The following is a 24,962-nucleotide window of genomic DNA, read 5'->3' as shown; positions in this document are numbered from 1 at the left end:
GTGTATTGGTTAGCTTTTACCAAACTATGTGTTGATAGAAGAAGCTAACGCTACCATTTAACGAGTACTAATTGAGGAGTTAAACGCTTTTTAAACTGAGAAATCTTACACAACAATCGCTGCCACAACTTCCAACGATTACATTGCTGCTCTAATGGTGAAAATGACTTAACCCATTGCGCCCATGGCAACCAATTGAGAACACTGTCTATTGGTGAAGACAACCCGTGAGCATACTTTCCAGAACCGAGCTTTTGCCCAAGAGCACTCGAGCTTTTGTCTCCAGCTAACACTAAACACGCGTGTGCATGAGTAAAGTAACGACTCAATGACTGAATAAAGTGCGCCGTCAGCTGTTCATTACAATCAAGCAGAGCATGTTCACACACCACCATCACAGAAGCTTGCTCTGGAATGTTAAGTTCATCTAACCAAGTTAAGTCGTCAACAGAGCCACACTCTAAACGATAGCGTTCATTTTTGTGGAACAGGCGTTGTCGCCAAAGCAGATTCTCGGTTACATCCAGCTCAACCCAATGACAGCGGCCATTATCTAAACGGTAGAAACGGGTATCGAGCCCTGCTCCCACGTTAATAATCCAAGCATCTGGGTTATGAGATAAAAACTGTTGAACTTGAGAATCACAAAGTTGAGTCAGTGTCGCGTAAAGGAGTTGTTGTTGGTCGAGTTCACCAGTAAGACATTCTGGTGCTAATTGGCAGCGTTTGCAGGCTTGAGCTGCGATAGGGTCATAGACTAGGCCGTCATCGGCAAGGCTTTCGCGGCTGCGAAACCAAAGATGTTGAACGAGATTCGTCGGAACTTGGAATTCTTGATGTGCAGACCCTTGATTAGAAGAAGCCTTTTGAACAGAGGAGCGCGGCTTACGAATAAGCGGCTTCATTTGAGGTTTGGTTGGATTTGGCATCATCATCTTCCTTGTATCTAGACAAAGAAGATGATAATGAATATCAATTACAATAACAATAACAAGTTATTGAGAATAAATATCAATAAGCTTTTTTGCAATGACTACATCCAGTCGGTGTTACGAATAATACCAACAGCCAGCCCTTCAATAGACAAATGTTGAGATTCTAGATCGACGTGAATTGGAGAAAACTCTTCATTTTCAGCATGTAACAGAACCGTTGAACCTTTGCGTTCTAGGCGTTTTACCGTTACATCATCATCAACACGAGCTACAACAACCTGACCGTCGCGTACGTCTTGTGTTTTATGAACAGCCAGTAGATCACCATCCATAATACCGATGTTTTTCATACTTTCGCCATTTACACGAAGTAAGAAGTCAGCCTGAGGTTTAAACATACCTGGGTCTACTTGGTAATGCATTTCTACATGTTCTTGAGCCAGAATAGGCTCACCAGCGGCAACCTGACCGATTAATGGTAAACCTTGTTCCTCATTTGCTGCATCTTCAAGCAAAATACGAATACCACGAGACGCACCCGGGATAATCTCTATCGCTTCTTTACGAGCAAGAGCTTTTAAATGTTCTTCTGCAGCATTAGCAGAGCGGAAGCCTAGTTCTCGTGCAATTTCTGCACGTGTCGGTGGCATACCGAAATCGTCAATCTTACTTTTGATAAGATCAAAAACTTGTTGTTGGCGCGGCGTTAACGGCTTCATGATTCACCTGTCTTTTTATACAGTTGACTGTGAGTATATCCAGTAACTGAACAAAAGCAAAGCAATTGGTTGTTTTTAGTTCATTTTTCAAGAATCACAAAAATAGGATCTCTAGCCACACGTAACCCGCTAGTATTAGACAGATGAGAACAGCCGCCGAGCCGACATCTTTCGCCATCCCAGAAAGCTCATGATGCTCACTACCGATTCGATCAACAACTGCTTCAATCGCGGTATTGATTAACTCGACAACCATCACTAACACAACAGCTGAGATCATCAAGATTCGCTCAACTTGGCTTACGTCCAAATAGAATGCCAACGGAATCAGTATTGCTGCCATGAACACTTCTTGCCGAAATGCAGCCTCGCCTTTAAACGAACTTGTGAGGCCTTGCCATGAAAAGCCTGCTGCTTTTATGATGCGTTTGAATCCGGTGTTTGATTTTTTGGTCATTTTTAACTCTATACTCAATCAGTCGATGAATGATTTTCCACAAACTTAACGGCAATATGACTATTTCCATTAAAAGGTTAGACCAGTTTCTGGTATTCTTGCATCGATTAAATTTACGCCTAGGCTTATCCCTATTTCACTCATAGGATTTATCCTTTTTCATCATAGAAATAGAGATACGCTTGAGCACATTGAAATAACTATTGAGGCAGTGAACCTATATGTCTTCTGGACAATCTTTTTCACGTTCATTAATGAAGCTACCTTTATCCGTATTGGTAAAGGGCACATCAATTCCTTCAAACCCTGTTGAAGATTTGAACATTGATTTGAGCAAACCGATTGTATACGCCTTACCGTTTCGCTCAAGTGTCGACATTCTTACATTGCAAAAACATGCACTTGAATTAGGTCTACCTGATCCATTAAGCAAGCTTGAAATCAACGGCAAATCACTGCAACGCTACGTTTTTATCTCTTCTCGCAAAACTCTGCTTCAAGACGATGATTATGTACCAAGCTCTTCAATTGAAGTGTTCTCTGAGTTGCTTTCACTGCATGCTGAAGACTCTGAGCTCGATGTTCAAGTTATCCCTGCCACTGTGCTTTGGGGACGTAAACCAGGTAAAGAGACTAACCAGAAACCTTACCTACAAGCAATGAATGGCTTAGAAAAATCAAAAGCGGTATTGCTCGCAGGTCGTGACTGTCTGGTTCGCTTTAGTCCTGTGGTATCTCTTCGCTACATGGCAAACTCACACGGTACCGACAGCACCATCGCGCACAAACTGGCGCGTGTAGCGCGTATCCACTTCTCTCGCCAAAAACTTGCTGCATCAGGCCCTAACCTTCCCAGCCGCCAAGCGCTGTTTGATCGCCTACTCAAATCAGAAGCGATCAAGAAAGCAATTGAAGACGAAGCACAAGCAAAGAACATCTCGATCGAGAAAGCGAGCAAAGAAGCTCAAGACATCATGGACGAGATTGCTGCAAACTTCTCTTACTCGCTGATCAAGCGTGGTGAGAAGATTCTGGGTTGGTTGTGGAATAAGCTTTACCAAGGCCTGCATATCAGCAACGCTTCAACGGTTCGTAAATTGGCTCAAGATGGTCACGAGATTGTTTATGTGCCTTGTCACCGTAGCCACATGGATTACTTGTTGCTTTCTTATGTGCTTTACCACGAAGGCATGGTGCCTCCGCATATCGCGGCGGGTATCAACCTCAACTTCTTCCCTGCCGGTCCTATTTTCCGTCATGGTGGTGCATTCTTTATTCGTCGTAGCTTCAAAGGCAACAAGCTGTACTCGACGATTTTCCGTGAATACCTAGCGGAATTGTTCGCTAAAGGTTACTCAGTAGAGTACTTCAGTGAAGGTGGTCGTTCTCGTACAGGTCGTCTATTGCAGGCAAAAACGGGCATGCTAGCGATGACCATTCAGGCAATGCTACGTGGTATGAACCGTCCTGTTACTTTGGTCCCTGTGTACATTGGTTATGAACACGTGATGGAAGTGGCGACTTACGCGAAAGAACTTCGTGGCAAGCGTAAAGAGAAAGAAAACGCGAGCTTAGTGATTCGTACCATTCGTAAGCTACGTAACTTTGGTAAAGGCTACGTGAACTTCGGTGAGCCTATTCAACTGAACCAATACCTGAATGAACACTCACCTGAGTGGACCAAAGACATCGACCCAATGGGCACCAGTAAACCACAATGGATGAATCCAGTGGTTAATGACCTGGCGACCAAAATGATGACGCACATTAACGATGCCGCGGCGACCAACGCATTGACCCTTTGTGCAACCGCGCTATTAGCCTCAAGACAGCGCGCATTGTCTCGTGACTCTTTGGTTTCTCAGATCAATTGCTACCTGTCTCTGCTTAAGAACGTACCTTACTCTGATACATTTACGGTACCAAAAGACAGTGCTGAAGATCTGGTAAAACACGCTGAATCGCTGAACAAGTTCCTAATTGAATCAGACTCAATGGGCGACATTATTTCGCTAGACCGTCACCAGTCAATTCTGATGACCTACTACCGAAACAACATCATTCACTTGTTCGCTCTGCCATCTTTAATTGCCCAGATGACCATTCGTCAGCGCGGTTTATCGATTGAAGCGATTCAAAAGAATGTTGCAGCAATTTATCCGTTCTTAAAGAAAGAGCTGTTCTTAAGCTACGACGAATCACAGCTTGAAGGCGTAGTATCAAACATCATTGATGAACTTGTTAGCCAGGGCATGATTGTTGTGTCTGACAATGAAGTGACGATCAACCAATCGAACAGCCAAGCTCTTATGCTGTTAGGCCGTACGATTTCAGAAACGCTACAGCGCTACTCTATTGCTCTAAACTTGCTGGCAGAGAATCCGGAACTGGACAAATCTGACCTTGAGCAGAAAAGCCAAGACATCGCACAGCGACTTGGTCGATTGCATGGTATCAATGCTCCCGAATTCTTCGATAAAGGTGTGTTTGCTTCTATGTTCGCAACGTTGAAGCAGCAACAGTACCTAGATAACGACGGCAACTGCGATTTAGAGAAGACTCAGCAATTCGCTAAGCTTCTTTACTCGATGCTTTACCCAGAAGTCCGTCTGACTATTCAAGAGAGTATTCACCAAGTCGAGTAATTCCTGTATATAGCAGGGCTCTGATAGCAGATTCAACGCGATCAAAAAAGGCACCCACTGGGTGCCTTTTTCTTGAATATTCGTTTGATAAAAACTGATGCTTACCAGAAGGTAACGAACAAACCGACCGTTACGGCCATACCAACATAGTTGTTATTTAGAAAAGCTTGAAAACATAAGTCTCGGTCACGATGCCGCATCAAATGTTGTTGGTACACAAACAAGCTGCCTGCGGCTAACAATGCCCAATAGAAAGTATCACCCAATTGGTAGTGCATACCTAACACAATCAGCATCGCTAGAGTAACAAGTTGCAAAGAGCCGACGATAAGCTTATCGAAGCGACCAAATAAAATAGCCGTCGATTTAATACCAATCTTCAGGTCATCATCTCGGTCTACCATCGCATATTGCGTGTCGTAAGCAACCGTCCACAAAGCATTAATAACGAAGATAAACCAAACAATACTTGGTAGTTCATTGGTTTGTGCAGCCCATGCCATTGGTATCGCCCAACTAAACGCTAAGCCGAGGAACAACTGTGGAAGATGTGTAAAACGCTTCATGAAAGGGTAAATGAACGCCAGACCCACACCAATAAATGAGAGCTTAATGGTCAGTGGATTCATGGTGAGTACTAGCAAAAATGAAACTACGGCTAGCACTAAAAAGAGCAGAATCGCTTCCTTACTGGAAACCAAACCTGAGGGTAATGGACGCTGCTTGGTGCGTTTAACATGGCCATCCACTTTACGGTCCGCAAAATCATTGATCACACAGCCAGCTGAACGCATCAACACGACGCCGAGTACGAAAACAACCAAGACATCAAAATCAGGCATACCTTGTGCGGCGATAATCAGCGACCACAAAGTCGGCCAAAGGAGTAACAGAGTACCAATCGGGCGATTCATTCGCGTTAATTGCCAGTACGCCTTCGCTTTGGTGGCAAACATTTACACACTCTCCTTAGAGTAAATGGGTGATGTTGGTAAAAACAGTTCTGCCACAAGCATCGGTTTATGGTTCATCCATAATCGAGAGCGACGCGCGAGTAAACACTCATCACCTGCGATAACCCAACCGACTTGCAGCGCATCCCGCTCGACATTCTCAGCACTAAACACCGTTAGTCCAAGCGGGACATTTCCTTGTTGAGAAAGGTCGGAGTGTTGATGATCTTCTAACGTCACACGGGGAATCAAGGTTCGACCTAGCACCCATGGGGCATCATCACCCTTCAAAATCACTTTACGCAGCAAGCAATCAAATGATGATAAAAGATGTTCCTCGTCTTGTTGCAACATTGAGCGTTCTACAACTTGATTATGAAGCAACTCAACAGACAGGTGCTGACAACACTTCCCCAACTTGCGGGAAAGAGAACCTTGCTCCATAAGCCACTCTTTGGTGGTTTTATTAGGAAAATCAAATGTTTCTGTACTTTGCCAATCTACATTCATTAACGAATTAAGATACAGCGATATTGGCTGATTCATACTAGTATTCAATAGGTGACTTTACACGTACAATAAAGCTTCAACTTTCGAACAAAATTAAAGCGTTCTTCGAATCGTAAACGTATTTAGATTTAGACCGCTCATTGTAACAAGACTAATGCGTTTCGAATATCGCGAATAAACTAAAGAAAAGTCACAAATATGCACAAACGTTATGTAGCCCAAATATTTCTTGCGATTACTCTACTCTTTTCAGCATCTAGCTTCGCAGAAGAGGAGTCGGGGCCCAAACTAGCCTACTTCACGCTAGAGCCAGACCTGACCACTAATTTTTACACCAAAGGTAAAAAGCTGGGCTATATTCAAGTTCGCCTCGATATCATGGTCGCGAATAGCGATGACTTGGCGGCCATTGAGCATCACCAACCATTGATTCGCGATGCAGTGATTGAATTGCTTGGCAAACAAAACGAAGAAACCATCAAATCTCTGTCTGGTCGCGAAGATTTAAGAAAATCCTTAGTTGAACATCTCAACAAGATTCTGCTTCCTGAGACAGGTAAAACCCTCATTGCTGACTTATTGTTTACCAAATACCTTTATCAATAATGAAGATGTGAAAACGAATCCAAATAAAAAAGCGGCTCATCTGGCCGCTTTTTTGTCTCTAGCACTTGTCTATTCTCGATGATACAAGAGTTAGCTTGTTGCAGAGCGAGGTGCTTTCATTGAATCAATTAAACCAATAATTAAACCTGCCGCCAAACCGGCTAAATGAGCAGTATTCGCGATAGCCATGAACGGCTGCATGTAACCAAGCACTAACCACAACAGCATAAAGCCTACGATCTGCCTTGGGATATTCAAACCAAGCTGAGGGGCTTTCGACCCTAAAATCCATAAGTAGCCAACCAGAGCATAAACAACACCAGACAAGCCGCCGAAGTTTGCTCCTTCAACCCAATACTGTCCAGCGCCAGAAAGCGCAGAAGATATAGCAAATATCTGAAGTAGCTTGAGGCTACCTAGCTTTTTCTCGATGTCTCCACCTAACTGCCACCACCACAAGATATTAAATGCGATGTGCATAACAGAGAAATGCAAAACGGCATGACTCAACCAGCGCCATAGCTGCCATTGCTGCCCATCGACTGCGGGAAAATGCAGAGCATTGAAAATAGCTTGGCCAAAACCGATCTGTTGCAGCACAAAAATCACAACACACACCAACATCAGGCTTAGTGTCACAGGGCCTGCTTTCGCTTTGATCATGCCCATAAAGCTTGGAGTATGGTAATGGAAGTTGCTCTTTCTAGTCTCTGCCATGTCCCAAGAGGCCGCTTGATAGCGTTTATGATTGGGTTCCGCAAGAAAACGATTCAGCTCCGCCTCAGTTTCCACCTGGTATTGACTGTCTATCAGCCAAAGAGCAAAACGTCCCTCTCCCTCAGCAGACATTTGAATAGGGATCTGACGAGAAGCCATATAATCAATAAATGCTTGCGCAAGACGAGGATTGTCTAACACCATCAGTCTAATCATTGTTATTTCCTATTCATGCTATTAGAAAGGCTTGAAGTGGCTAAAGTGCTAAAGGCTATAACCCAGCGATCACTGGAAGTTCAGCACGATGCCAAGCTTCAAAGCCACCATCAACACTATATACCTCTTCAAAGCCTTGGTTCACTAAATATTGTGCAGCACCTTGGCTACTAATGCCGTGGTAACACATGACTAAAATAGGTTGTTCGAACTCTACCTCATCCATGAACGACACCATCGTATCATTGGTAAGGTGATAAGCTGTCTTTGAGTGAGCCACCGCGAAAGACTGCGGGTCACGAATATCGACAAGTCTTGCTTCGCCTTGTTCTATAAGGGCTTGAGCGCTTTTAACATCGATATGTTTAAACTGGTCCATGACTTTCTCTTTTATGCTGATTTACTTTGCTGCCATTGTAACCTATCCCAAGGCTAACAATCACATCCACTTAATAAGGTTATCCACCAGCGATCACTTTTACACCGTTTGTGGATAAATCTGTGGATTGCGTGAATAAAGTGTTTTTTTTAAAATAGATCCACAACATGTAGTGATGATCCTGATCTAACTGTGGGTGTTATGAAAAATATCCCCACATCAAAAACCCTCACAAAGCCTTACTACACCCTGCTTTTAGACAACTGACGAATAAACTTCTCACAGAGTTATCCACAAAATCATTTTGCAAATTTCGATCGCAAAAGTTGAGAAATCGATCGAAAATAAAAAGGCCGAGATCTCTCGATCTCGGCCTTTTCAAATTCAGCTTATTTTACCGCTTCTGGCTTATCTGCCTTTAAAAGTCGCCAACAGCTTGCTTCAACTTCTTCATCGCATTCTTTTCTAACTGACGAACACGTTCTGCAGAAATGCTGTAAGTATCGGCAAGGTCTTGCAGTGTCGCTTTGTTGTCATCTAACCAACGTGAGCGAACAATGTGTTGGCTACGCTCATCTAAGCTCTTCAATGCGAGACCTAAACGATTGTTGGTATGAGATTCCCAGTTAGCGGCTTCAACTGTCTCAGCAACATCTGATGCTTTGTCTTCAAGGTAATAAACTGGTGCAGTATAAGCAGAGCCACCGTCGTCATCATCCATAGGCGCTTCAAACGTAGCATCTTGAGCCGCTAAACGAGATTCCATTTCACGAACCTCTGAAGGCTCGACACCTAATTCACGAGCAACAGTCTCGACTTCACCATTATTGAACCAACCTAAACGCTTTTTAGACTTACGTAGGTTAAAGAACAATTTACGCTGTGCTTTAGTCGTTGCGATCTTAACAATACGCCAGTTACGCAATACGTACTCATGAATCTCAGCTTTGATCCAGTGAACAGCAAAAGATACTAGACGAACACCAACTTCTGGGTTGAAGCGCTTAACAGCCTTCATTAAGCCGATGTTACCTTCTTGGACAAGATCAGCCATTGGTAACCCGTAGCCAGAATACCCTCTTGCAACGTGTACCACGAATCGTAAGTGGGAAAGGATCAAGCCTTTCGCAGCATCGATCTCACCTTTGTAATGTAATCGCTCTGCAAGTCCACGTTCCTCTTCAGGGGTCAGCATTGGGTAGCTGTTCGCTGATCGGATATAGCTATCTAAACTATCTTGTGTGACTAAAGCCATTTGATACGCTTGGTTTGCCATTCGGTTCCTCATCAATCTCTGATCTGGAGTAATACATCTATTAAAACCCAACAATCTTGAACCTAAAATGAACAGGTTTCAAGGAGGGGGAAGTAATTATGCATAATCAATTCGTCTATACAAGGCTAAAACTGGTTAAGAAGTGCCTATTTTTCGTCTAATTATGACTCTATTCACCTAAACAGGTTCAATTTCTTTTAGGTGACGCTGCGCAGAAAGCTTCGCAGCCACGCTACCAAGCAGGGTTCCAACGATCAAAAGCAGTAAGGATTCATCCCAACTCAAGCCAATTAGGCGGAAGTGGCTGTCATAAAGCTGAGCTAAGTCATCTACTGCGCTGTTGAGCAATATGGTAATCAATGCCGTCATGATCCAAGCACTAATCGAACCTAAAACACCAAACCACATCCCTGCATAAAGGTATGGTCGGAGAATAAAACTGTCGGTCGCACCAATCAGCTTCATGGTTTGAATCTCTTCTTTATGCGCCAATACATTAAATCGCAATGTGTTACCGATAATTAAAAACACCGCGCCCAACATCAATACCGTTAAGGTAATCACGATGACAGCCGCTAATGCTTTGATCGCATCTAATCGCGCTAACCAATCTTCGTCTAAACGAACATCGGTCACTAATTCTTGTTGTTTAACTGTGCCTGCCAGTTCTTTAATTAGGGTATCGCTGTGTACGCTTGGTGTAATCACCAACACACCTGGCAGTGAATAATCGTCGAGGATGGTTAGGGCATCTTCAAAACCAGAATACTGGCTGAGGTCTGCAAGCCCTTGTTGCGGAGAGATGTACTCCACCAGCTCAACTTGATCCCAACTTTCGATTTCATCCTTAAGCACCATAACTCTAGGCTCAGGAATGCCATCCTCTATATAAGCACTTATTTGTGACGGGCTAGTGACATCTTGCGCTACTTCACCAACATTTTTACCCAGTAGGTATAAACAAGCTGGCATCGCCAAAGCCATTGAAATAACCGCAAGCGTCAGCAAGTTACCCAAAGGTCGTTGCCACATTTGCGTGAAAGATGATTTTGCTTGCTTCCAATGAATAACAAAAAAGCCGTCACTTGAAGCGCGGTTTGCTGCTCGGTTAGATTGAGGTTTCTTGATACGCTTATTCGCGGCCATAGTCTTCAACCTCGCTCAAAAATCCTTGGTTTAATTCAAGGTGACGATATTGAGGGCGAGTGTTTACTAACCCGATATCGTGCGTCGCTAGGATAATGGTGACGCCCGCGCGGTTAAACTCTTCAAAGAGTCGCAACACACGGTTAGACAATTCAGGATCGAGGTTACCTGTGGGTTCATCCGCTAACAGCAGCGTTGGACGGTTAACCACGGCGCGAGCAATACCTACTCGTTGCTGTTCACCACCAGATAACTGACTTGGTAGGCAACGCGCCTTATCAAGTAATCCGGTTTTATCCAACGCAGCACTAACTCGACGTTTTATTTCGTTTTCAGAAATAGATTCAATACGCATAGGCAGAGCGACGTTATCGAAAATCGAGCGATCCATCAGCAGGCGGTGATCTTGAAAAACAATCCCAATATTACGTCGTAAAAAAGGAATGTCTTTGGCTGGAATCCGAGTGATATCGTGATCATTGAACCAAACACGGCCATCAGTCGGACGCTCAATAGCACAGATCAACTTCAGCAAGGTACTTTTACCAGCTCCAGAGTGACCACCCAAAAAAGCCATCTCTCCACGTTTAAGATGAAAATCCACTTTTTGGAGCGCTTGTCGCCCACCTCGGTAGGCTTTGCTCACTTGCTGAAATTTGATCACCGAAAATTCCTCTTACGATCACTCATATCAAATTTAAAACGGTAGCAGGTTAAGGATAAACCACTTTGCTACGCGCGTTACTCTTCACGACTAAATAGTGCTTCAATAAAGTCTTTCGACTCAAACGGACGCAAGTCGTCAATACCTTCACCCACACCGATGTAGCGGATTGGAATCTGGAACTGATCCGCGATTGAGAAAATCACACCACCTTTTGCAGTGCCATCTAACTTCGTTAGCGTAATACCCGTTACTGGTGCAACTTCACTGAACAGCTTTGCTTGGCTGATAGCATTCTGACCAGTACCGGCATCTAGTGTTAGCATGATTTCGTGTGGTGCAGAATCATCAATCTTCTTCATTACACGAACAATCTTGCGTAGCTCTTCCATCAAGTTGCTCTTATTCTGCAAACGACCTGCAGTATCTGCAATCACAACATCAACACCACGAGCTTTCGCTGCTTCAATCGCATCGTAAATAACAGACGCACTGTCAGCACCAGTGTGTTGAGCGATAACGGGAACATCATTGCGCTGACCCCAAACTTGAAGTTGCTCAACCGCTGCTGCACGGAAGGTATCACCCGCAGCAAGCATCACTTTCTTGCCTTCACCTTGGAACTGTTTAGCCAGTTTGCCGATAGTGGTTGTTTTACCGACACCGTTCACACCGACCATTAAGATAACGTAAGGTGTTTTTGTTGTATCAACCACAAGAGGCTGTTCAACTTGGCTTAGGATATCGGCCATCTCTTCTTTGAGCAGACCATATAGAGCTTCACCATCTTTTAGGTCATTGCGAGATGCTTTTTCTGTTAGGTTTTCAATGATTTTTACGGTGGTATTCATACCCACGTCAGCAATCAGAAGTTGCTCTTCTAGCTCTTCAAATAGATCTTCATCGATTTGCTTACCTTTAAATAAACCAAAGAAGCCAGCACCAATATTGGCTTTGGTGCGACTAAGGCTACGCTTAAGGCGTGCAAAAAAGCTTTCTGTCGGCTTTTCTTGTACTTCTTCAACCTTAGCTTGAGGAGCTGCCACTTCTTCCTGCTCTGCTTCTACTTCGACAGGTTGCTGCTCTTGTTGAATCTCTTCAAGCGCTTGCTCAGGTTCAACTGACTTAGATTCAATTGGCTTAGCTTGTTCAGCTTCAGGCGCGACCTGTTCAGCCTCAACTTGTGATTCAACTTCAGTTTGATCTTCAACGTTTTCTACGTTCGCTTCATTCTGAGTTTTTGGGCTTTGTTCTTCTTCACCAAAACCAAGCCACGATAATAATCCGCGCTTCTTTTTTTCCGTCATCAGAGGAGTTTCCTAGATCTACTAATTAGCTGTATTGACTTAATACACGTCGACTCTTTGCTATTGTTATACAATACAAGCTTGTATAAACGAATAGTAAAGAAAAATGACAAAGCAGTGATAAGTTTGCTTTTAGCTTGATACACTTTGTCATTGTAAATTTATTTAATACACGAACCCACTTAAATTGGGCTCGGTATAGTATCACTTTATTAGCGGTCAAAAAATCTATGGTAAGACGTCGCCAGCAAAACACATCACAAAAAAAGCCATCCGGAGGCTTTGTTCGAATTATTAGTGGCTCGTGGAGAGGTAGAAAACTGCCCGTTCATGATTTAGAAGGATTACGCCCAACCATTGACCGAGTAAAAGAGACACTCTTTAACTGGGTGGCTCAAGATATCCCACATTCAACTTGCTTGGATGTATTTGCCGGTTCTGGTGGTCTAGGTTTTGAAGCAGCTTCTCGCCAAGCAAAAATGGTGACACTGCTCGAAATGAACCAAAAGGCAGCTAAACAGCTTTCTGATAACGCGAAAGAGCTTAAGGCAGACAACATCAATGTCGTGAATACTGATGCTATCTCTTTCCTTAAGAAGCCTGGCACTCCTTACGATATGGTTTTCCTTGATCCACCATTTCGTAAAGGCTTGCTGGCAGAAACAGTACAACTGCTTGAGAGTAATGGTTGGCTTGCAGACAATGCGATCATTTACGTTGAAACAGAGAAAGAACTGAAACTCGAAGCTATGCCAGATAACTGGGAATTGCATCGCGATAAGACCACTGGCCAGTCTAGCTACCGACTGTTCAATCGAATCACTGAAGAATAGGAGTTATTGAATGAAGTTCTTGCTTCCACTAGCAAAAGCAGCCATCGCCTTTGTTTGGTTTATCTTAATCGCCAATATTTTCTACCCATTCCCGGGTAATGCTGCGATTGCGCTTTATATCATGACAGCATTTTTGTTCTTCATGCACGGCCTGCAGATGCTGATTTTCATCGGTGCTTTTGGCGATAAGATCGAAATGTCACGTTGGGAGAAATGGTCAATACTGATTTTCGGAGTCTTTGCCCTACTCGATATCCGACGCAAACACATGATGTAATCAAGCTTAAGCTCAGATACAAAATACTGAACTACAGAAAACATCATGACAGAAACAGTCGATACAAAAGCGCCGCTCATTTGAGCGGCGTTTTTTTATTCATCGTTGATACTGATGTTAGCCCATGTAGCCCTTTACACCATCTAGGAACATTTGCGTCGACAGCATAACCAGCAACAAGCCCATCAAGCGCTCGATGGCTTTAAGACCTCTCTCTCCCAGTACTCGCAGGAAGAAGCCATTAAACATCAGAATAAAGAAGGTCGCGCCCCAAGCCAGCATCACAGCAGCTGAGAGCTCTAGCATGTTGTCAGGATGCTGGGTCGACAACAGAATCAATGCCGCAATCACTGACGGGCCTGCAATCATCGGAATCGCCATAGGCACAATAAACGGCTCTTCACCTGCCGCGAGGCCTGTAATACTACCTGCGCTTGGGAAAATCATCTTAATCGCGATGATAAACAAAATAATACCACCTGAGATACTCAAGGTTTCAGGTTGTACGTGCAGGAAGTTCATAATGCTTTGTCCAGCAAACAAGAACAACAGCAAGATAATCAGTGCAAACATCAGTTCACGAACAAGAACAATACGGCGACGCTTCGGATCGAGGTGCTTAAGGATAGAGAGCACAATTGGTAGATTACCAAGCGGGTCCATAATAAGAAACAGCATGGTTGCTGCAGATAAGATTTCCATAAGTTGGTCTCGAAAAGCGAAGGTGCGCGGAGTATAACAGCCTCACATTGATTTTCGAACACAGTAGTTGGCATCGTTAAGAGGGAATTTACAGAGGGAAGTGATACGGAAATAAATATAGGAGTGGAGTCAAAACCTCTCATCCACTCGCCCAATATCTGAAGATCAAAAGGCTCTGAAACCAAAAATATCTAAAACTCAGTACCTACTAAAGATCAATGATTACACACGCGCTCGCGATTGGTACAAAGCTTGTTATCAACAATCACGACCTTTTCCATCTTCAGAAAAAACTTCAACAAAGCATCCAAATCTAGACCGTCTAGCTTACAAGTGTGAAAGCGAGCTTTTGCTCCATACGTCAGAGCCAGTTCTTGTGTCAGCTCTTCACGAGTCAGTGGTTTTTCACTAAGCAAATTTAAAACGTTGTGTGCGTGAATTTCGATAGTCATAACTCAATCTCATGTTTAATGAATTAAGCGTAGAGTACAGACTTTCAACAAGGCTGCCTTGATGTAGCTCAGAATTGAGTAAGCTCAACCCTAAATGGTCAGAGATGCCACAATAAGTGCATGTGCAAATAAATAACTGCCCGTCACCCAAAAGTAAGCACCTTTGATTGGGCTACGATAACAGTTCAGTGCATAAGCCAATGCAGAAAGCAGCAACACACTACAGCCAGCAAAGCCCACCGCATGGGACAGTTTAGGATCAAGCAACCAAACCTCACCAGAAGCCCATGCCAGCTGAATAAGCACCATCCCCATGATAACAACAGGAAAGACAAGTTTATCTAAGCGAGGCAATAATAAGAAGAAAGCAACAATACATGCCGCTAACAACAAAGCGAACAGCCACCAGACCATTTCTCCTGACAACTGTAACCAAAATGCTTTGCTATAACAAAGTTGAGCAACCAAGAAACAAACAAAATGTAGAGAACGTTTTTGAGTGAAAGTATGAAGAACATCTGCAATCGCAGAGATAGCCAACCCAGCCACTACCCAATAGGTAAAATCAGCAACAACAGATTGAGTTAAAGCAATGATCGCTAATAATACAAAGGTAAAAACCTTATACGATAAGGCCTGACCGATATGTCCATGTTTCGTTCCTGCTATTACTCCAATACCAGACAAGGAAACCGCTAACCAACTCCACATATCATTTACCCTATTGCTTTAAAACGTCGCCAGTCTAGGCACACGAGTGTTGATGTAAAGCCTAAGCCTTTCAAAATTGGATCTTGATTACGCTTCCACTAAAAAAGCACCTCTTTCCCCCAAGCAATAAGAAATCCCTTAGCTCTCATTGATATTTGTTTAAAACCAGAACACTTTCATACAAAACCTCTTTAAAGCTCGACTCCAGCCCTTCAACTTGTCATTTGGACAATTCTAGTCTAACGAAACTGTCAAAAATGAGCAAAAACCGGCTAAAATCATGATATTAAATACAAACCAAAAATAAATTAAGCATTCAAAAACAGCAACTTAAAACAAAAAAACAAAAATAAAACAGAAAAACAAAAGGCCAAGTAGCACTAGCCCACTAAAGTAAGAGGTTTGCTTTGATTTAACGTCTAATTGTCAGAACAATCCTATACCTATGTAAAAACTACCACTTAAAACCTAACAAAAAATAGAAAACACAGCCAAAAACAACCTGGACATACCCAACCCCTATTAATACAGTTTAACAACTTTTAACAATATCAATTACACAATACACCACAACAAAAACAACAACTTAAATGCAATAAGAACAAACATGAATCACAACGAACAAAATAAGAACACACCAAAAAATACAGTTAAATCGAGATTTACAACTTAAAAACTGGCACTTTTCTTCTACTTTTAAAGCTTTCGAAAGTAATACTTGATCTAAAGCCATAAGTAGTGCTATTCTTTTAAACATAGCGAGAGACAACCAAATTTAGGAGTAGTGTTATGATTTCATCTTCGCAAAGACAAGGACTTGTAATGATCGCGGTAGTTGTAGGTCTAATGACACTACCGATGATGTACTAAGCAAGTTACAGATAAAAAAAGGGACGCCATGAGCGTCCCTTTTTTTGTTCAGATTTTTCACTTCGAAAACAAATGTAATGTTAATACATCCCAGTTCGCATAATAGAAACCAGCAGCAGCCAAAGTCATTACCATCATCAGTAAGATCGCAACTCGCCAAATAAAACGACCGCTACGAGGTGTCAGTTCCTTCTCACAGTCGTTACACATCATTATAAATTTTTGCTGGTCTTCCAGCTGAGCCTCATGTTCATTCACTACCTTGTTACGACACGTTGCGATATAACGCAGCTTGATTACCATATCGTGCGGTAGCCTTTCTTCACAGCTTGTTACAAGCTCATGCAATCCTTCGCCTTCAGCGTGATATTGAAGTCTCAATAATTTTTCTATATTGCGAGTTCTATTCACCACTTTTTCAATATCGGTCATCTTGGCCCTCCCACTCCACACTATAATTCTAGTCGAGCATTTCCTTATTCTTATACAAAATCATTGTTATTTACGAGAGAAAGAGACAATAAATAACAACGCTTTATCCCAAACTAGCCATTAAATGTGATATCAGCCGAAAAATAATCAGCTTGGCTTACAACACTTCACGAATAACGGCTTCAAACACATATCCCTATTGCTTGAAAGACTAGAATAACCATCACGACTACATGGAGGTTATATGCCTAATTCACTCTTTTTTGCCATCTTTGCACTCGCCGGTCTAGCAGCTTGGGTATTTCTTGGTTTCTATCGAAAACACACGCAAGGTGAAAATGCGCCAGAAAAGAAAGTGAATGTCACTGTGTTAGACAAACAATCCATCGATCTTCCTGACGCCGAACCGGGCCAAGAAGATCAAGAATACTGGATTTACGTTCAACGTGGGGTTGTTGGTCCGAAGCGAGAATTCCAAGTCGGTATCCACTATTTCCACGCACTTAATCCTGGTGATAAAGGAACCTTAACTTACCAAGGCGATAAATTTTTGCACTTTGCTTTGAAACGCTAGTCATAAACCGCCTCAACCATCTGTCATCAAAGCAAGCCAAACACAGTTCGCAAGAATAGCCTTAGTACTAATCGCTAAGGTAAAAGCCAACGTGTCTTCTCTGACTTAGATACTAACCAGCTCATCCATAAAGCCCCTGCACCACTAACCACGATCCATAATGGAATCACCCAAGCAGGATGTCCTTGGAACCAACCGAACTCTTTCATTGGCCACAAAAAGATAGGATGCAGCAGGTAAATACCTAAACTGTGTTTACTGATAAAACCAACCACTTGATTGCTCTTATCAGATAAACCCTCTCCGTAATAACGACACAGCATGAACACCATGCTTGCAGCTAATACCGTATTCAATGTTTTGTAAGATAACCAACGACCTACCGTGTATTCCTCAGCTATCAGGCTTGCATCAACCACCATGTAGACCGTGGTTAGTAATGCTAACCCACCAAGTAAAACACTCACACCGACCGTCACCTTGTTAAGCGGAACGATTTTATACAGCATATACCCCAAAGGTAGGTACCCAGTGTAAAGCCACAGCTCGTGACTCCATGGGCCATCTATCCTGAGTAAGAACAACAAAGTGGTAAATAGCCACACTGCAGTGAAACCATAAACCGCTTTGTCCCCATACTTTCTAACCATGATCTGTAAGAAAGGAATCACAAAGTAGAGCGGGATAAAGTAATAGAAGAAACCAAGATGGTAGTACGTGTAGTGATGGTAACTATTGAGCAAAATATCCCAACTCACATCAGCATCAAAACCCATCGCAGACCAACCAGACAGGTAGGTATAGAAAAGCGACCAGACAATGAAAGGGATCAGTACCTTGCCCAATCGACGCTTAAGGTAGTATTTCGCATCAAACGGGCGTTGGTCACTGAGCATCAGGGCACCAGTAATCAAGATGAACACCGGCACCGCCCAGCGGCTGAAACTGTTCACCGTGATGGCGGTAAGCCATTCGCCGAAAGGAATGGTGTTCAATTCATTACGATAAGGAGCCAAAACATGAATCGCGATAACCGCTACGGCCGCGACACATCGTGCTAAATCAAAAAAGAGAATTCGCTGCTTCATGTAAATGCCTGATTAATATTCAATCATTCTACTATAGCAATAAAAAAGCTGACCGGAATAAATACCAAGTCAGCTTAGTGTTAAAGGAGAGGCTTATCGCGAATTAAGTTCATTCGACTTTAGGCTATACAAGCCTCGCTCTTACGACTAAGACTCATGCGGCTGAAGCTTATGCCGCTGAGATTTGTGGCACTTTCGGTAAACGCAAAGAGATCAGTGTCGTTATCGCTAAGAACGCGAAGGAGACCCAAAGACACGCAGACAAGCCGGCCATTTGGAAAACCAAGCCTGATAATATCGTACCAATCAAACGGCCCATCGCATTCGCCATGTAGTAGAAGCCGACATCAAGCGACACACCATCGCCTTTCGCATAACTCACAATCAAGTATGAGTGCAATGATGAGTTCACCGCGAAAACGGCACCAAACACCATCAAGCCACCGATGATCACTAACTCTGGTTGCCAGCCAATTTGCACCGCATAGGCAATACCAGCGGTCACAATAGCCAACGCCCCCGCCCACAATAGCGCTGCATGGCCATCAGGTACCTTACCTTGCGCTTTACCGGTAATCTTTGGTGCAATGCCCTGTACAAAGCCGTAAGCGATGGTCCAAGCCGCTAAGAAGCCACCAACCCATGAGTGATCCCAACCAAACACGCTGCCTAGATAAATCGGCAGAGCAATCACAAACCACACATCACGAGCACCAAATAGGAACATACGCGCAGCCGATAAGATATTGATGGATTCAGATTTGGAGAAAATCTGTTTGAACTTGGGTTTAGTTTTCGCTTTCCCCATGTCCGCTTCTAAGCTCACCAAACTGCCAATGAAGACCAATGTCAGCACAGCAGCCATCGCGAGCACAGCGTATTGGAAACCAATCATCGAAAGCAGTAAACCACCGATAAAGAACCCGGCACCTTTCAGTGCATTCTTAGATCCGGTTAGAACCGCAATCCACTTATAAAGCGCACCTTGCTGTTCATCAGGGACTAAAGTTTTGATTGAGCTCTTGGCACTCATCTTATTGAGGTCTTTAGCGATACCAGACAACGCCTGCGCCGCCATTACCCAAGGGATGGTCAACATTGCGCTTGGCACCGCGAGCATACTCAAGGCGACAACCTGCATCCCTAAGCCGATATTCATGGTTTTATTGAGGCCAAGACGCGCCCCTAACCAACCACCGATTAGATTAGTCACTACACCAAAGAATTCATAAAAAAGGAACAGTGAGGCGATCTCTAACGAACTGTAGCCAAGGTCATAGAAATACAGAACCACCAGCATACGAAGTGCACCATCCGTAATGGTGAAATTCCAATAGTTGAATGTCACCAACATATATTGGCGAACGCTCTTACTTAGGTTTGAAAACATAATGCTATCTCTGCAATCTAAACAAAAAGAGCTTTTGGATCATGATAAGTTCAACACTCCAGATACCAAAAGCTCCTTGTATAACAACCATGGCTTATTAGCCGTTCGCTACGCCATTAATGTACTCAATCTGGATCGGTTTAGTGAAGGCGCCCGGACGAAGTGATTGTACTTCTTGAACAATCTTACTCAGACCCCAACTCTTCTCTAACAGCAAGTGTGCAGCAAGCAAGCCAGTACGGCCAGAACCGCCCATGCAGTGCATTGCTACCTTGCCGCCGTTATCCACCACTTGGTGTAGCGCAGGGCTAGCCGCCTGCCATTTCGCAGCAAAATCAGCACCCGGAGCACAATCGTCTTCGATTTCGATTTGGAACCACTGCATGCCTAGTACTTGCGCTTTCTCGCCTAGCTCAGATACGTTCTTGCTCGCCAGTTCTTCACTGTCTAGAGCCGTCACAATCGCTTCCACGCCTTGTGCTTTCAGTTGCGCTAGAGATGCATCTAAGTCAGCACCTTTGGTACCTGGACATGGAGTAAGCACTAACGCACCAGTTTCTAAATCTAGTTGCCATGTTGGATGTACTTGAGAGTTTGTCATCGTCATCTATCTCTTAAAAATCTTGTAAATTAAGCCAGACCAACAGTACGAACTAGCTCAGCAGTACGTGTTGCGTAGCCCATCTCGTTGTCGTACCAAGCGTAAATCTTGACCATGCGCTTACCCACTAACATAGTTGATAGTGCATCCACGATGGTTGAGCGTTGGTCACCTTTGTAATCGATAGAAACCAGTGGACGCTCTTCAAAGCCAAGAATGCCTTTAAGTTCATTCTCAGACGCTTCTTTCAGCATCGCGTTAACATCTTCGGCTGTGGTGTCTTGCTTCACTTCAAAGATGATATCTGTCAGAGAAGCATTCGCTAGTGGTACACGAACCGCGTGGCCGTTGATGCGGTTTTCAAGCTCTGGGAAGATCTCAACAATCGCTTTAGCGCTGCCTGTCGTTGTCGGGATAAGACTCATACCACATGCACGAGCACGACGTAGGTCTTTGTGCGGCGCATCTAATATAGTTTGTGTATTGGTTAGATCATGAATAGTGGTAAAGGCTGCGTTCTCGATGCCTAACTTCTCGTTAATCACCTTCACAACAGGCGCAAGACAGTTAGTAGTACAAGATGCAGCTGTCACAATCTTATGTACCGCTGGATCGAAGATAGCGTCATTTACACCAACTACGATGTTGGCGACACCGTCTTCTTTCACTGGAGCCGATACCACAACACGCTTCACGCCTTGCTCAAGGTATTTATTAAGGAAAGAGGTTTTACGGTGAACACCAGTCGCTTCAAGAACAACATCACAACCTGACCAATCAACAGCATCAATATCGCGTTCTTGAGTCGTCTTGATACGCTGTCCATTGACGATCATCTCATCGCCTTCAACATTCACTGCGTGGTTCCAGCGGCCTTGAACAGAATCAAACTCAAGCAAGTGAGCCAATGTCGATGTATCGCCAGCAACATCGTTAATCTGAACAAACTCTAGCTCAGCCCAATCGAATGCGGCACGAAGTGCTAGACGGCCGATACGGCCAAAACCATTAATACCTACTTTAACTGTCATTGTGTGTTCTCTCAGTCAGTGGTGAATCTAAAAATATTCAATTAAACGCAACATTGAGGGCGTGAAGTTATTGCTTCTAAACGCTCAATATCTTGCTGGTATTCCGTTTTCAAACAGTTCGATGCGATAAGGTCATCAATTAACTTGAGCATCCAACCGGGTAAATCTTGTGACAGACGATAAAACACCCACTGCCCTTGGCGAACATCCGTCAAAATACCATTTGAGCGCAACTGCGCTAGGTGACGGGAAATCTTTGGCTGACTTTCTTGTAATGCTTGAGTCAACTCACCAACAGAAAGGCATTCATTGCGCACAATCAGCATTAAGCAACGCACTCGCGTTTCATCAGACAGTAATTTAAAAAATTGGTGAGGAAGCATAATTACATACTCATATGTGGATATGCATATATCTTAATTATAAAAAAACGCACGTCAAGGCGTGCGTTTCAATTGTCATTAAAGTTTAACAAAGATAAATCAAAGCTGGTTAGTAACGTTATGGCTCCAGCGTCGCGCTTCGGTAAGCTCTGTTTTTACTTGCTCGACATTAAGTCCTAGATCAGCGCAATGCTCATCAATTTGTTGCCAATCTGCATGCTCAAAACTCTCTTCAAGTGCCAGTAGAGTCCCGTATGGCCCTTCTCTTCGAAGCAAAGCAACCTTGATACTTTTACACAACGGCAACTGCTCTACGAGATTCTCTAACGACAGATCAAGCAGCGCATCAAGCAATGAAAACAAACCAATCATAAACGCCTGCTCAGTGTGCCCTGCAAATGCCTGGTAACGAGACATGCGCTGGCAAAATTGAGCACGCTGTAAAGACAGGCCATACAACTCTTTTGGTTTTTTATCAGAGACATAAGATGCCACCGCCAACGAGACAAACATTTTCAGTTTTTCTTGCCCCAGATACACTAAGGCCTGACGGAACGAAGAAATAGTCACCTCAAGACGAGGCGACATGGTGTTTACAAACCGCAGTAACTTATAAGATAAAGCGACATCTTTCGCGACAATGCTTTCAACACGTTGGAAGTCGACGTCCGGTTTACACACCTCTTGAAATAACTCCATGGCAATCACTTGCTCTGGGCTAATATACTTGGTCTTGATGATTTGCGGCTTACTAAAGAAGTAGCCTTGGAAGAACTTAAAACCGGCCCCTTTCGCTTGCTTGAATTCTTGTTCGGTTTCAACGCGTTCAGCAAGAAAGCTAAACTTCTTCCCTTGATGGGCTTTAACCAAATCACACGCCTCATCCAAACCCATTTGCATGATATCGAGCTTAACGATGTGCGTATATCTCAGGAAGCGTTCCCATTCAGGCGTCGATGTAAAATCATCAAGAGCAATCATGTAGCCAGCTTGGTAAAGCTCTTTTACCGCATCTAATAACTCATCGGTTGGTTTACAGGTCTCGAGGATCTCTACCACCACCTTGTCTTTCGGTAAACTTAAAGGAAGTCGACGAATCAGGCTTTGGTATGGGAAATTGATAAAGCAGCGCGAAGATGAGATCGAAGGGTTAAGCCCTACCGACAAAAAGTTTTCAACAATCAGACGATACGTTGCTCGATTAGACTCAATATGCGCTGGATAGGCATTCCTCTCTCCATCGCGAAACAACAGCTCATAACCGAGCGTGTTCTTGTTACGATTTAAGATAGGTTGTCGAGCAACGTACGTAGCGGTCATTTATTGATAACTCTAATTGATTTAACTATAACTCTATTACTTTCATTAAGCTTTGGCAGCAGCTAGCAAAGCGCCGCAACCCATGAACATACCACCAAATATTTTATTTATCTTACCCATTATGCGATCAGAGCGAATAAAACGTCCCATTTGTGAAGCTAATGAGGTGTAACCCAACATAACAACGCTATCAATGAATACCGTTGTCACACCGAGGACTAACAGTTGTGGTGCTTGAGGTTGTGTCGGGTCGATAAACTGAGGAAACAGAGCCACTAAAAACACGATAGATTTCGGGTTAGTTAGATTAATAAGCACAGCATTTCTAAGTAACTTACTACTCGATAGCATAGAGCTCTCTTCTGAAGCCACCAAGTTAGAGTTATCACGCCATTTTTGAATGCCTAACCAAACCAGGTAAACTACACCAACCCATTTGATAATGGTGAATGCCAACGCTGATTTTGCCACTAATGCACCGATACCCGCCCCCACCAACAAAATGTGGAATGCAAGGCCAAGCTGTAAGCCTGCGATCGACGCAAGTGACTTCTTAGTGCCATAACTAAGTCCATTACTGATCGAGTTAACGGTACCTGAGCCCGGAGCCAAACTAAACAATATCGCAGTGACGACATAAGCAAGCCAAACATGAGTATCCATTTGCATTTCCTTACTAGTTCTTTAATCTAACAACATTAGTAGCAATAAAGCTCTCACATGCATCAGTTCAGGTAATTTCCCATGGAAAACCACAGTGAAGCCCCATTTTCTTACACGCAAGAACCTCAGTTCGAACAAGCGATTAAACACCCTATCCCCACCCTTTGGCAACAACGAAAAGATGGGTATCTAACAACATCTGGCAAAAAGAAGCTGTACTGGTGTAGCTTAACCTCACCAACGCACACCAAAGCCATTGTTATTTCAAATGGCCGCATTGAATGTTGCTTGAAATACCAAGAACTCTTTTATGATTTCTATCAGCAAGGCTATGACGTTTATTCATTTGACCACCAAGGTCAAGGCCAGTCTGAACGCATGGTAACAGACTCTGACATTGGTCACATTCATGAGTTTGATGATTACGTTTCAGACATGTCCGACATCATTAACAGTTTTAACCTTAGCCGATATTCCAATCGCTACCTGCTCGCACACTCAATGGGTAGCACTATAGCTACTCGATACTTGCAAACTCATCCAGCTCACCCGTTTGACAAAGTCACCCTGTGCGCTCCAATGTTTGGTATCAACACCGAGTGGTATTTTAAACCTATCGCGATGCTCGTTGGACAAGCGTTAACGGCTTTTCACGCTAAACCAACGTATGCTCCGGGCCAACAGGCCTATTATTCAAAGCCTTTTGAAAACAACCTACTAAGCCACAGTAAGGTGCGTTATCAGTGGTTTCGTTGCCTGTATGACGGCTCCCCCTCTTTGCAGGTTGGCGGACCAAGCACACGCTGGGTATGGCAAGGGTTAATGGCCGCTAAACAGGCGATACAACAAACTCGTCAAATAAAAATCCCGCTGTTATTGATTCAGGCAGGGGAAGAAAAAATTGTCAGTAACGATGCTCAAGTAAAATTCATCAATAAATTGAAGAAAACCAACTCAGATTGCATGTTTAAGGTCATTGAAGGATCTAGGCATGAAGTATTGTTTGAACAAGATGAATACCGTAATCAAACACTAGACGCCATCAATCAATTCTTTGCTTAACGAGGACGATTAAGAGGGCAAGCCTTTAAGAATTGAGGTGCTA

The 24,962-nt window shown here is 43.5% G+C and carries 28 protein-coding genes; 6 read left to right on the top strand and 22 right to left on the bottom strand.

The genetic code is table 11. The annotated features are described in order from the left end of the window. Nucleotides 1–50 precede the first annotated feature (50 nt). The 3 genes from L8S15_RS20425 to L8S15_RS20415 form a co-directional block, all read right to left on the bottom strand. Entirely contained in the window at nt 51–929 is an 879-nt protein-coding gene (locus tag L8S15_RS20425; protein WP_016768444.1) for a class I SAM-dependent methyltransferase, read from the bottom strand. A gap of 104 nt (nt 930–1,033) precedes the next feature. After that, on the bottom strand, nt 1,034–1,654 hold the full coding sequence (lexA, locus tag L8S15_RS20420) for a transcriptional repressor LexA (RefSeq protein ID WP_022570862.1): 621 nt from the start codon (nt 1,652–1,654) through the stop codon (nt 1,034–1,036). A 94-nt stretch (nt 1,655–1,748) separates the two neighbouring features. Next, complete coding sequence (locus tag L8S15_RS20415; RefSeq protein WP_016798924.1) at nt 1,749–2,111, bottom strand: diacylglycerol kinase; 363 nt, start codon at nt 2,109–2,111, stop codon at nt 1,749–1,751. A gap of 221 nt (nt 2,112–2,332) precedes the next feature. Between L8S15_RS20415 and plsB the strand changes: the two genes are divergently transcribed. Continuing rightward, nucleotides 2,333–4,756 (top strand): glycerol-3-phosphate 1-O-acyltransferase PlsB, encoded by a 2,424-nt coding sequence (gene plsB / locus L8S15_RS20410; RefSeq protein WP_010438703.1) that lies wholly within the window; start codon nt 2,333–2,335, stop codon nt 4,754–4,756. 101 nt (nt 4,757–4,857) lie between these two features. Here the strand turns inward: plsB and ubiA are convergent, their stop codons facing one another. Continuing rightward, nucleotides 4,858–5,712 carry a 4-hydroxybenzoate octaprenyltransferase gene (ubiA, locus tag L8S15_RS20405; RefSeq protein ID WP_010438705.1) on the bottom strand — a complete coding sequence of 285 codons (855 nt, stop codon included), beginning with the start codon at nt 5,710–5,712 and terminating at the stop codon, nt 4,858–4,860. Continuing rightward, on the bottom strand, nt 5,713–6,255 hold the full coding sequence (locus L8S15_RS20400) for a chorismate lyase (protein ID WP_010438706.1): 543 nt from the start codon (nt 6,253–6,255) through the stop codon (nt 5,713–5,715). A gap of 162 nt (nt 6,256–6,417) precedes the next feature. On the opposite strand from L8S15_RS20400, the gene L8S15_RS20395 reads away from it, so the two are divergent. Then, a complete protein-coding gene (locus L8S15_RS20395; RefSeq protein WP_010438708.1) occupies nt 6,418–6,825 on the top strand; it encodes a flagellar basal body-associated protein FliL in 408 nt (135 codons plus the stop codon). A gap of 90 nt (nt 6,826–6,915) precedes the next feature. Here the strand turns inward: L8S15_RS20395 and glpG are convergent, their stop codons facing one another. The 6 genes from glpG to ftsY form a co-directional block, all read right to left on the bottom strand. Then, nucleotides 6,916–7,758, bottom strand: a complete 843-nt coding sequence (glpG, locus tag L8S15_RS20390; protein ID WP_010438711.1) for a rhomboid family intramembrane serine protease GlpG — start codon at nt 7,756–7,758, stop codon at nt 6,916–6,918. 55 nt (nt 7,759–7,813) lie between these two features. Further along, nucleotides 7,814–8,137, bottom strand: a complete 324-nt coding sequence (gene glpE / locus L8S15_RS20385) for a thiosulfate sulfurtransferase GlpE (protein ID WP_010438714.1) — start codon at nt 8,135–8,137, stop codon at nt 7,814–7,816. Nucleotides 8,138–8,555: 418 nt separating this feature from the next. Next, nucleotides 8,556–9,413: an RNA polymerase sigma factor RpoH gene (gene rpoH, locus L8S15_RS20380; protein WP_010438716.1), complete on the bottom strand. Its 858-nt coding sequence runs from the start codon at nt 9,411–9,413 to the stop codon at nt 8,556–8,558. A 177-nt stretch (nt 9,414–9,590) separates the two neighbouring features. Then, nucleotides 9,591–10,559 (bottom strand): permease-like cell division protein FtsX, encoded by a 969-nt coding sequence (gene ftsX / locus L8S15_RS20375; protein WP_010438718.1) that lies wholly within the window; start codon nt 10,557–10,559, stop codon nt 9,591–9,593. Then, nucleotides 10,546–11,223: a cell division ATP-binding protein FtsE gene (gene ftsE, locus L8S15_RS20370; RefSeq protein ID WP_004736585.1), complete on the bottom strand. Its 678-nt coding sequence runs from the start codon at nt 11,221–11,223 to the stop codon at nt 10,546–10,548. The genes ftsX and ftsE overlap by 14 nt, the downstream gene beginning before the upstream one ends. 77 nt (nt 11,224–11,300) lie before the next feature. Next, nucleotides 11,301–12,530 carry a signal recognition particle-docking protein FtsY gene (gene ftsY, locus L8S15_RS20365; protein ID WP_016783998.1) on the bottom strand — a complete coding sequence of 410 codons (1,230 nt, stop codon included), beginning with the start codon at nt 12,528–12,530 and terminating at the stop codon, nt 11,301–11,303. A 230-nt stretch (nt 12,531–12,760) separates the two neighbouring features. Between ftsY and rsmD the strand changes: the two genes are divergently transcribed. Together rsmD and L8S15_RS20355 are read left to right on the top strand one after the other, a co-directional pair. Beyond that, nucleotides 12,761–13,363 (top strand): 16S rRNA (guanine(966)-N(2))-methyltransferase RsmD, encoded by a 603-nt coding sequence (rsmD, locus tag L8S15_RS20360; protein ID WP_016787986.1) that lies wholly within the window; start codon nt 12,761–12,763, stop codon nt 13,361–13,363. A gap of 10 nt (nt 13,364–13,373) precedes the next feature. Beyond that, nucleotides 13,374–13,640 (top strand): DUF1145 domain-containing protein, encoded by a 267-nt coding sequence (locus tag L8S15_RS20355; protein ID WP_009848233.1) that lies wholly within the window; start codon nt 13,374–13,376, stop codon nt 13,638–13,640. 117 nt (nt 13,641–13,757) lie between these two features. On the opposite strand, the gene L8S15_RS20350 is transcribed toward L8S15_RS20355, so the two are convergent. From L8S15_RS20350 to L8S15_RS20335, 4 genes are all read right to left on the bottom strand, one after another. Next, the gene (locus L8S15_RS20350) at nt 13,758–14,342 is read right to left on the bottom strand and encodes a YhgN family NAAT transporter (RefSeq protein ID WP_010438728.1); all 585 of its coding nucleotides are present in this window, start codon (nt 14,340–14,342) and stop codon (nt 13,758–13,760) included. 215 nt (nt 14,343–14,557) lie between these two features. Then, nucleotides 14,558–14,794, bottom strand: coding sequence for a YecH family metal-binding protein (locus L8S15_RS20345; RefSeq protein ID WP_010438731.1), 237 nt, complete (start codon nt 14,792–14,794; stop codon nt 14,558–14,560). Between the two features lie 90 nt (nt 14,795–14,884). Further along, nucleotides 14,885–15,505, bottom strand: a complete 621-nt coding sequence (locus L8S15_RS20340) for a lysoplasmalogenase (RefSeq protein WP_010438734.1) — start codon at nt 15,503–15,505, stop codon at nt 14,885–14,887. A 927-nt stretch (nt 15,506–16,432) separates the two neighbouring features. Beyond that, nucleotides 16,433–16,807: a hypothetical protein gene (locus L8S15_RS20335; protein ID WP_010438737.1), complete on the bottom strand. Its 375-nt coding sequence runs from the start codon at nt 16,805–16,807 to the stop codon at nt 16,433–16,435. Between the two features lie 244 nt (nt 16,808–17,051). On the opposite strand from L8S15_RS20335, the gene L8S15_RS20330 reads away from it, so the two are divergent. Beyond that, a complete protein-coding gene (locus tag L8S15_RS20330) occupies nt 17,052–17,381 on the top strand; it encodes a DUF2500 domain-containing protein (RefSeq protein ID WP_010438739.1) in 330 nt (109 codons plus the stop codon). A gap of 74 nt (nt 17,382–17,455) precedes the next feature. Here L8S15_RS20330 and L8S15_RS20325 read toward each other — a convergent pair whose 3' ends face one another. The 7 genes from L8S15_RS20325 to rhtB form a co-directional block, all read right to left on the bottom strand. After that, nucleotides 17,456–18,469 (bottom strand): acyltransferase, encoded by a 1,014-nt coding sequence (locus L8S15_RS20325; RefSeq protein ID WP_010438741.1) that lies wholly within the window; start codon nt 18,467–18,469, stop codon nt 17,456–17,458. Between the two features lie 169 nt (nt 18,470–18,638). Beyond that, nucleotides 18,639–19,859: an organoarsenical effux MFS transporter ArsJ gene (gene arsJ / locus L8S15_RS20320; RefSeq protein ID WP_010438743.1), complete on the bottom strand. Its 1,221-nt coding sequence runs from the start codon at nt 19,857–19,859 to the stop codon at nt 18,639–18,641. Nucleotides 19,860–19,956: 97 nt separating this feature from the next. After that, complete coding sequence (locus L8S15_RS20315) at nt 19,957–20,466, bottom strand: cyclin-dependent kinase inhibitor 3 family protein (RefSeq protein WP_280574897.1); 510 nt, start codon at nt 20,464–20,466, stop codon at nt 19,957–19,959. 23 nt (nt 20,467–20,489) lie between these two features. Next, nucleotides 20,490–21,491, bottom strand: coding sequence for an ArsJ-associated glyceraldehyde-3-phosphate dehydrogenase (locus L8S15_RS20310; RefSeq protein ID WP_016768437.1), 1,002 nt, complete (start codon nt 21,489–21,491; stop codon nt 20,490–20,492). A 41-nt stretch (nt 21,492–21,532) separates the two neighbouring features. Continuing rightward, nucleotides 21,533–21,874: a metalloregulator ArsR/SmtB family transcription factor gene (locus tag L8S15_RS20305; protein ID WP_010438748.1), complete on the bottom strand. Its 342-nt coding sequence runs from the start codon at nt 21,872–21,874 to the stop codon at nt 21,533–21,535. Between the two features lie 99 nt (nt 21,875–21,973). Then, nucleotides 21,974–23,194 carry an EAL and HDOD domain-containing protein gene (locus tag L8S15_RS20300; protein WP_280574894.1) on the bottom strand — a complete coding sequence of 407 codons (1,221 nt, stop codon included), beginning with the start codon at nt 23,192–23,194 and terminating at the stop codon, nt 21,974–21,976. A 45-nt stretch (nt 23,195–23,239) separates the two neighbouring features. Continuing rightward, entirely contained in the window at nt 23,240–23,857 is a 618-nt protein-coding gene (gene rhtB, locus L8S15_RS20295; protein WP_010438755.1) for a homoserine/homoserine lactone efflux protein, read from the bottom strand. An 81-nt stretch (nt 23,858–23,938) separates the two neighbouring features. Here rhtB and L8S15_RS20290 point away from each other — a divergent pair, with 81 nt between their 5' ends. Next, nucleotides 23,939–24,919 carry an alpha/beta fold hydrolase gene (locus L8S15_RS20290; RefSeq protein ID WP_280574891.1) on the top strand — a complete coding sequence of 327 codons (981 nt, stop codon included), beginning with the start codon at nt 23,939–23,941 and terminating at the stop codon, nt 24,917–24,919. Nucleotides 24,920–24,962 lie beyond the last annotated feature (43 nt).

It is taken from the genome of Vibrio sp. S/42/10, assembly GCF_029890535.1.
Classification (GTDB): Bacteria; Pseudomonadota; Gammaproteobacteria; order Enterobacterales; family Vibrionaceae; genus Vibrio; species Vibrio cyclitrophicus.
Note: the sequence above shows the minus strand (reverse complement) of the source record. Positions and strands in the feature narration are given on the sequence as shown.

Excerpts from the sequence above, each read along its gene's own strand:
- L8S15_RS20425 (WP_016768444.1), bottom strand. The coding sequence starts at position 929 with ATGCCAAATCCAACCAAACCTCAAATGAAGCCGCTTATTCGTAAGCCG.
- lexA (WP_022570862.1), bottom strand. The coding sequence starts at position 1,654 with ATGAAGCCGTTAACGCCGCGCCAACAACAAGTTTTTGATCTTATCAAA.
- L8S15_RS20415 (WP_016798924.1), bottom strand. The coding sequence starts at position 2,111 with ATGACCAAAAAATCAAACACCGGATTCAAACGCATCATAAAAGCAGCA.
- plsB (WP_010438703.1), top strand. The coding sequence starts at position 2,333 with ATGTCTTCTGGACAATCTTTTTCACGTTCATTAATGAAGCTACCTTTA.
- ubiA (WP_010438705.1), bottom strand. The coding sequence starts at position 5,712 with ATGTTTGCCACCAAAGCGAAGGCGTACTGGCAATTAACGCGAATGAAT.
- L8S15_RS20400 (WP_010438706.1), bottom strand. The coding sequence starts at position 6,255 with ATGAATCAGCCAATATCGCTGTATCTTAATTCGTTAATGAATGTAGAT.
- L8S15_RS20395 (WP_010438708.1), top strand. The coding sequence starts at position 6,418 with ATGCACAAACGTTATGTAGCCCAAATATTTCTTGCGATTACTCTACTC.
- glpG (WP_010438711.1), bottom strand. The coding sequence starts at position 7,758 with ATGATTAGACTGATGGTGTTAGACAATCCTCGTCTTGCGCAAGCATTT.
- glpE (WP_010438714.1), bottom strand. The coding sequence starts at position 8,137 with ATGGACCAGTTTAAACATATCGATGTTAAAAGCGCTCAAGCCCTTATA.
- rpoH (WP_010438716.1), bottom strand. The coding sequence starts at position 9,413 with ATGGCAAACCAAGCGTATCAAATGGCTTTAGTCACACAAGATAGTTTA.
- ftsX (WP_010438718.1), bottom strand. The coding sequence starts at position 10,559 with ATGGCCGCGAATAAGCGTATCAAGAAACCTCAATCTAACCGAGCAGCA.
- ftsY (WP_016783998.1), bottom strand. The coding sequence starts at position 12,530 with ATGACGGAAAAAAAGAAGCGCGGATTATTATCGTGGCTTGGTTTTGGT.
- rsmD (WP_016787986.1), top strand. The coding sequence starts at position 12,761 with ATGGTAAGACGTCGCCAGCAAAACACATCACAAAAAAAGCCATCCGGA.
- L8S15_RS20355 (WP_009848233.1), top strand. The coding sequence starts at position 13,374 with ATGAAGTTCTTGCTTCCACTAGCAAAAGCAGCCATCGCCTTTGTTTGG.
- L8S15_RS20350 (WP_010438728.1), bottom strand. The coding sequence starts at position 14,342 with ATGGAAATCTTATCTGCAGCAACCATGCTGTTTCTTATTATGGACCCG.
- L8S15_RS20345 (WP_010438731.1), bottom strand. The coding sequence starts at position 14,794 with ATGACTATCGAAATTCACGCACACAACGTTTTAAATTTGCTTAGTGAA.
- L8S15_RS20340 (WP_010438734.1), bottom strand. The coding sequence starts at position 15,505 with ATGTGGAGTTGGTTAGCGGTTTCCTTGTCTGGTATTGGAGTAATAGCA.
- L8S15_RS20335 (WP_010438737.1), bottom strand. The coding sequence starts at position 16,807 with ATGACCGATATTGAAAAAGTGGTGAATAGAACTCGCAATATAGAAAAA.
- L8S15_RS20330 (WP_010438739.1), top strand. The coding sequence starts at position 17,052 with ATGCCTAATTCACTCTTTTTTGCCATCTTTGCACTCGCCGGTCTAGCA.
- L8S15_RS20325 (WP_010438741.1), bottom strand. The coding sequence starts at position 18,469 with ATGAAGCAGCGAATTCTCTTTTTTGATTTAGCACGATGTGTCGCGGCC.
- arsJ (WP_010438743.1), bottom strand. The coding sequence starts at position 19,859 with ATGTTTTCAAACCTAAGTAAGAGCGTTCGCCAATATATGTTGGTGACA.
- L8S15_RS20315 (WP_280574897.1), bottom strand. The coding sequence starts at position 20,466 with ATGACGATGACAAACTCTCAAGTACATCCAACATGGCAACTAGATTTA.
- L8S15_RS20310 (WP_016768437.1), bottom strand. The coding sequence starts at position 21,491 with ATGACAGTTAAAGTAGGTATTAATGGTTTTGGCCGTATCGGCCGTCTA.
- L8S15_RS20305 (WP_010438748.1), bottom strand. The coding sequence starts at position 21,874 with ATGCTTCCTCACCAATTTTTTAAATTACTGTCTGATGAAACGCGAGTG.
- L8S15_RS20300 (WP_280574894.1), bottom strand. The coding sequence starts at position 23,194 with ATGACCGCTACGTACGTTGCTCGACAACCTATCTTAAATCGTAACAAG.
- rhtB (WP_010438755.1), bottom strand. The coding sequence starts at position 23,857 with ATGGATACTCATGTTTGGCTTGCTTATGTCGTCACTGCGATATTGTTT.
- L8S15_RS20290 (WP_280574891.1), top strand. The coding sequence starts at position 23,939 with ATGGAAAACCACAGTGAAGCCCCATTTTCTTACACGCAAGAACCTCAG.